Annotated in this window: 2 protein-coding genes; one reads left to right on the plus strand and one right to left on the minus strand. The window is 71.9% G+C overall.

Going from position 1 to position 6,452, the window contains the following annotated elements; all coding sequences use genetic code 11:
• Positions 1 to 66: 66 nt before the first annotated feature.
• Entirely contained in the window at positions 67 to 4,047 is a 3,981-nt protein-coding gene (locus VF697_RS06080) for a protein kinase domain-containing protein (RefSeq protein WP_331092540.1), read from the minus strand.
• Positions 4,048 to 4,282: 235 nt separating this feature from the next.
• Between VF697_RS06080 and VF697_RS06085 the strand changes: the two genes are divergently transcribed.
• Positions 4,283 to 6,452, plus strand: a 2,170-nt coding sequence (locus tag VF697_RS06085; RefSeq protein WP_331092541.1) for a CHASE domain-containing protein, incomplete at its 3' end; no start/stop codon positions are given.

Genomic DNA, 6,452 nt, shown 5'->3' on the forward strand with positions numbered 1-6,452 from the left:
GGATCATCCACGCCACGAAGCGCATGGACTACCGGCTCCAGATGCCCCACCACTGAGCCCCCGGGCTCAGGCGGGGTGCGGCTCCGGAGCGAGCGCCCCCAGGTCCTCCAGGGCCCGCCGCTCGAAGGCGTACGCCCCCTGCTGGCGCGCCACCTGGAGGGCCCGCAGGAAGCTCTCGCGGGCCTCGCTCTCATGGCCGAGTGCCCGCTGCGCCTTGCCTCGCATCCGGTGCAGCTCGGCCTCGTAGAAGTGCTGGCCCTCCGTCTGGGTGCGCTCCAGCGCCTCGGTGGTCGCCTCCAGTGCCTCGCGGGGCTGTCCCAGCTTCAGGTGCAGGTCCGCCACCAGTCCCAGGTCGTGGTGGAACAGGCCCGCGCGGATGCCCGGCTCGTCCCAGCCACCGATGGCCTTGCGCATGAGCGCCAGCCCCGCGCGGGCATGCCCCTGCTCGGTGAGGGCCCAGATGCGGATGAGCGTGGACCACACCCGCCAGGCCCGGAAGCCGTGCTCGCGCGAGAGGGCGATGGCCTCCTCCGACCACTCCAGGGCGCAGTCCACCTCGTCCCGGAGCTGACAGGCCACGGTGATGTAGGCCAGCACGCTGGCGGACGTGTGCGGATGGCCGATGCGCCGCGCCAGCTCCAGCGCCTCGTGGCTGATGCGACGGGCCTCCTCGTCCCGGCCGAGCACCGAGTACACCATGGCGCCCATGGCCAGGGTCGTGGCGCGCGGGTTGATCCACTGCTCCTCGGCCAGGGCCCGCTGCTTCTCGAGCGGAAAGTCCGAGCACGCCAGGGCCCGCTCCATGTGCTCCAGGGCGGCGGCCATGTTCCCCCGGATGAAGCAGTTCGCCAGCAGCATCCGGTGGCCCAGCGAGAGCAGCTCCAGGTCGTGCTGGCGCTCGGCCTGGGACACGAGCTGCTCGGCGAGCCCGTGCGCCAGGGCGTACTCCGCCCGCGAGAAGTAGTAGGTGAAGGGCCCCCAGTAGGACAGCCTCAGCCGGGGCAGCGCCTCGCCCACGAGGTGGATGAGCTCGCGCGCGCGGGCGTACGTCCGCTCCACCTCGGGTGAGCGGTAGCCCTGCACCTGGGCCAGCGGGGTGCCCAGGGAGATGAGCAGCCGCAGCTCCACCCGGAGCCGCTGGGGTGTATCCGGCAGCAGGCGCAACAGCCGCAGGGCCTGCCGGAAGTGGCTCACCGCCTCCTGGTTGGCCGAGCGCAGGCTGGCGCGCTGCCCGGCCTGGTCCCAGCAGCGGAGGGCCTGCTCGTATTCGCCCGCCTCGGTGTAGTGGTGGGCGAGCAGCTCCGGCTGCGTCTCGGCCAGCTCGGGGCACAGCTCCAGCAGGCCCTGCGTGACGCGGTGGTGGAGCTGCCGGCGCGCGCCGCGGGGCAGGGACTGCCGGGCCGCGTCCTGGAGGAGGGCATGCCGGAACTGGTAGCCCGGGCCCTCATCCGTGTCCCGGGGCTGGAGGAGCCCGGCCGTCACCAGCTCCTCGAGGTCCCGCCGCAGCGCGGACGGGCTTCGCTGGGTCAGCGTGGACAGCAGGGCGTGGGAGAAGCCGCGGCCAATCACCGCGCACAGCTGGGCCAGCTCCTTCTCGCGCGAGGGCAGCAGATCCAACCGCGCCAGCAGCAGCTCATGCAGGGTGATGGGGATGGAGCCGGGCGTGCCCTGCTCCAGCACCATGCGCGTCAGCTCCTCCACGAAGAGGGGAATGCCGTCCGTCTTGACCACCAGTTGCTGGACCTGCTCCGGCGTCAGCTCCCGGCCCCTGGCGGACTCGCGCACCAGCGTGGCGGTGAGCTCCGGAGGCAGCCGCTCCAGCGTGAGCGTGTGCACCCAGGGGTGCTGGGCCCAGGCGGGGTGGAAGTCGGGCCGGGCGGTGAGGACGAGCAGGATGCACTCCTTCTCCACGCGCTCGAGGATGTAGCCGAGCAGCTCCAGGGTGGAGGGGTCCGCCCAGTGCAGATCCTCCACCACCCCGAGCACCGGGTGATTCCGGGCCATGTGAAACAGCAGTGCCGCGAGCGCCTCGAAGGTGCGCTCCTTGAGCCGCCCCGGCGAGAGCTGGAGGGAGGGAAGGTCCCCGGGCACGGGCTGCGAGAGGAGCTGGGCCAGCAGGGTGGCGTCTTCCGGGGACAGCCCCAGCCTCTCCAGCACCTCCTGTCGCGACGGCAGGCCGCGCCGCAGCATCTCGATGATGGGGTGAAAGGCACTGGTGCTGGACTGTGACCAGCACTGGCACTGGAAGTGGTTGCAGCGCTTCTGGCGGACCCGCTCGTGCAGCTCCTGGACGAGCCGGGACTTGCCGAGGCCGGCCTCGCCGGTGACGAGCACGACGGCTCCCCGCCCCTGCTGGGCCTCGCTCCAGTGGGTGAGGAGCCGTTGCAGCTCGTGCTCCCGTCCCACCAGGGGCGTGAGGCCACCGGCGGCGAGCGCCCGCTCGAAGCGGCCCGTTGCCGGACGCTCGCGGAGCACCCGGTGGAAGCCCAGGTTCCGCGTCCCCAGGAGGCCCTGGAAGGGGCGGGACTCGAGCGCCTCGGCCTCGAAGCTCCCGTGCACCAGGGCCCAGGTGGTCTCGCTGACGAGCACGGCGTGTGGCTCGGCCAGCCCGGCCAGCCAGGTGGTCATCCTCGGGGCCTCGCCCTGGAGGACGAGGGCGCCGCTGCGACGCATCCGACTGCGCTCGCTCAACGTCACCTGGTCGGTGTGGATGCCCACCCGCACGGCCAGCACGCCCGCGGGGAGCTGGGGCAGCGTATGGTGGAGGAAGGCGGGCAGCTCCCGCGCCAGGGTCAGCCCCACCTGGACCGCGTGCTCCGCGTCCTCCTCCCGCACCGCCGGGTAGCCGAAGCAGGCCAGCACCTCGTCACCCAGGTACAGGACGATGGCGCCGCCCCGGTGCTGGGCCACCTCCGCGCAGCGCTGGTGGAAGGCCTCCGCCAGCTCGCCCACGTCCTCGGTATCCAGCGCGTCGGCGAGCCCGTTGAGCCCCGTCAGCCGGCACGACATCAGCGTCACCTGCCGGCGCTCGGGCGCCACGGGGCGTCGCGTCTGGGCGCGCAAGCCGAGCCGCTCCACCAGCTCGCGCAGCTCCTCGCCGAGCTCCTGGGCCGTCTGGTAGCGCCGCTCGGGGTCCTTGGCCAGCAGCGTGGCCAGCAGGGGCTCCAGCTCCCGAGGCAGCTCCGGGTGGCGCTCACGCACGGACGGAACGGGGTCGCTGGAGACGACCCGGGCCCGCAGCTCCTTCAAGGTGGCGCTCGGGTAGAGCGTCTCCCCGGTGAGCATCTCGTGGAGCATGACGCCCGCGGCCCAGAGGTCGGTCCGCTCGTCCTGGCTTCCCCTGCGCCACTGCTCCGGCGCCATGTACGCGGGCGTGCCGCCACTGGGCAGGTCCAGGCCCATCGGCTCGCGCTCCTCCAGCAGCCGGGCCAGGCCGAAGTCGAGCAGCTTCACCTCGCCACGCGGGGTGATGAAGACGTTGCTCGGCTTGAGATCCCTGTGGATGACGTGGTGCTCGTGGGCGTGCGCCAGTCCCGCGACGATGCCGCCCACGATGTCCAGCGCCCGCCGCGACTCCAAGCGCTGCTCCCGCCGCAGCACCGCCGCGAGCGACTCGCCCTCCAGGTACTCCATGACGAGGAAGGGGATGCGCGGCTCCCAGGATTTGCCCTGCCACTCGGCGACGTCGAAGAGGCGGACGATGTTGGCGTGGCCGAGCTGCGCGATGGCCCGCGCCTCCTTGCGCAGCAAGGAGATGAGCCACTCCTCCTCGAGTTGCGCGTTGGGGATGAGGAACTTGAGCGCCACCTCGCGCTGGAGCTGCGCGTCCCAGGCGAGGAACACCCGGCCCATGGAGCCACTGCCGAGCTGTTGGAGGACCTCGAAGCGCTGGCCGTCGCTGCCCCCGAGCCGCTCGCCGAGCGTGGGCGTGCGCAGCATGGGCGGGCCCTGGGAGATGGCCCGCGTCAGCTCGTCGCCAAAGTCCGAGTCCTCGAATCCGGACTCCGGGGGCTCACCCCCGGCTGTTCCGCCGGTGTTCCCTGGCATCGCATCCTCCAGTCTCCCCACCGGGCAGCCAGGCATGGCCGTATCGCCTTCTCCGACACGGCCAGAACCCAAGCTAGGGTCCAGCACGGCCTGGAGCAAACAAGCGACCCGGAAGTGCTGGTGGGGCGTTCGCCATCGAATCCAAAGGGAGAACCCCTGACGCGGACGGTTCCTGCTGGGAGCGCGGGGATGGAGGTCCGGTGTCACATTGTTTTGCTGGGCCACTCGCCCCCAAGTGAAGACCCTGTCCGTCCATTCGCGCTTCCATCGGCTGCCTCGTCACCTCGTCCCCGGGGTCGTTCTGGCCCTCTCCCTGCTCGTCACGCTCGGCGTGTCCCTGGTGCTGGGGGCCAACGCGCGGGCGAGGGACCGGGCACGCTTCGAGAACGTGGTGCAGTCGACCGCCGACCGTATCGAGCGGCGATTGGATGCCTATGTGGCGCTTCTGCGGGGAACCAGTGGCCTGTTCGCCACCCAGCAGGAAGTGACGCCCCTGGAGTTCTCCGAGTACGTGCGGCTCCTCCAGGTGCAGGTGCACTACCCCGGCATCCAGGGCATCGGCTTCACCCGGCGCTTCTCGCCCGAGGCGCGCCCGGCGCTCGAGCAATGGGCGCGCGAGGCGGCGGGCCTGCCGGACTTCCGTGTCTGGCCGGAAACCTCCGATGAGGAACTGCACTCCGTTCTCCTGTTGGAGCCGCTCGATAAGCGGAACCGGGCGGCGGTGGGCTTCAACATGCACTCGGAGCCCATCCGCCGTGAGGCGATGGACCGGGCCCGGGACACGGGGATGCCCGCCCTCACCGCCGAGGTGACGCTCAAGCAAGAGATTGAAGAGCGGAAGCAGGCGGGCTTCCTCCTCTATCTGCCCGTCTACCGAGGCGGCTATGTGCCGGCCACCGTGGAGGCGAGGCGCCAAGCGCTCGTTGGCTTCGTCTACAGCCCCTTCCGCGCGGACGACCTGCTCAACGGCATCTTCGGCACCGAGCGGCGGCCCCGGGTGGCCTTCGAGCTCTACGACGGCACGGAGGTGGACCCCGCGCGCCTGTTGCACAGCTCGCCCCGCCCCGAGGCGCTGCCCCAGGAGCCCATGCTCACCGCCACCACCACGCTCAGCGTGGCCGGGCGACCCTGGACACTCGCCTTCTCCTCGCTGCCGGTCTTCGAGGAGGGCGCCCGGAGACCGATGGTGACCCCCTTCGCCGCGGGAGGCGTGCTGGTGAGCCTGGCCCTCTTCTTCCTGTCACTCGCCCAGGTGCGGGCGCGTGGCGAGGCGGAGCGGAACGCGGACGGGCTGCGCGTGGCACTCGCCGAGCGGGCCCGCGTGGAGGAGCGGCTGCGCGAGGCGGATCGGCGCAAGGACGACTTCCTCGCGATGCTCGCCCACGAATTGCGCAACCCCCTGGCCCCCGTCCTCACCGCCGTCCAGCTCATGGAGCGCAAGCAGCGGGAGGGCCAGGCCATCGACCGGGAGCGTGAGGTGGTGGAGCGGCAGGTGCACCACATGCGGCGCCTGGTGGATGACCTGCTCGACGTGTCGCGGGTGACGCGGGGGAAGATCCACCTTCAGAAGCGCCCACTGGACGTGGTGGGAGCGGCGGCGCGCGCGGTGGAGGCGGCGCGGCCCTTCGCCGAGTCGCGGGAGCACACCCTGCACGTGGAGCTGCCGGTGGAGCCGGTGTGGACGGAGGCGGACCCGGTGCGTCTGGAGCAGGTGCTCACCAACCTGCTGCACAACGCGGCCAAGTACTCCGAGCGCGGTGGCCACATCACCCTGACGCTGGAGCGCGAGGCGGGCGAGGCCGTGGTGCACGTGGCGGACACGGGCATGGGCATCCCCGCCGATGCGCTGCCGCACCTCTTCGAGCCCTTCATGCAGGTGGCGCGCACGCTGGACCGGGCGCAGGGCGGGCTGGGCCTCGGGCTGACGCTGGTGAAGCGGCTGGTGGAGATGCACGGTGGCCGCGTGGAGGCGGCGAGCGAGGGCGTGGGACAGGGCAGTGTCTTCACGGTGCGCCTGCCGCTGCTGCCGGCCGAGCGGGTGCCCGTGGTGTCCGAGGCCTCGCGGCCCGTCCAGGAGGTGTCCTCCGAGGGCCGCCGCGTGCTCGTGGTGGATGACAACGTGGACGCCGCCGAGCTGCTCGGCGAGGTGCTGGAGCTGGACGGGCACCAGGTGTCCGTCGTCCACGACGGCATGGCGGCGCTGGAGTGCATGGAGAGCTTCGCTCCCGAGGTGGTCTTCCTCGACATCGGCCTGCCGGGGCTGGACGGGTACGAGGTGGCGCGCCGGTTGCGGCGGCGCCCGAGTGGCGCGGCGGTGCGGCTGGTGGCGCTCACCGGCTACGGGCAGGCCTCGGACCGCCAGCGCTCGCGCGAGGCGGGCTTCGACACCCACCTCGTCAAGCCGG

Origin of the sequence: Archangium sp., assembly GCF_036388035.1 — a bacterium.
In the GTDB taxonomy this organism is placed as follows: Bacteria; Myxococcota; Myxococcia; order Myxococcales; family Myxococcaceae; genus Archangium.

Excerpts from the sequence above, each read along its gene's own strand:
- VF697_RS06080 (WP_331092540.1), bottom strand. The coding sequence starts at position 4,047 with ATGCCAGGGAACACCGGCGGAACAGCCGGGGGTGAGCCCCCGGAGTCC.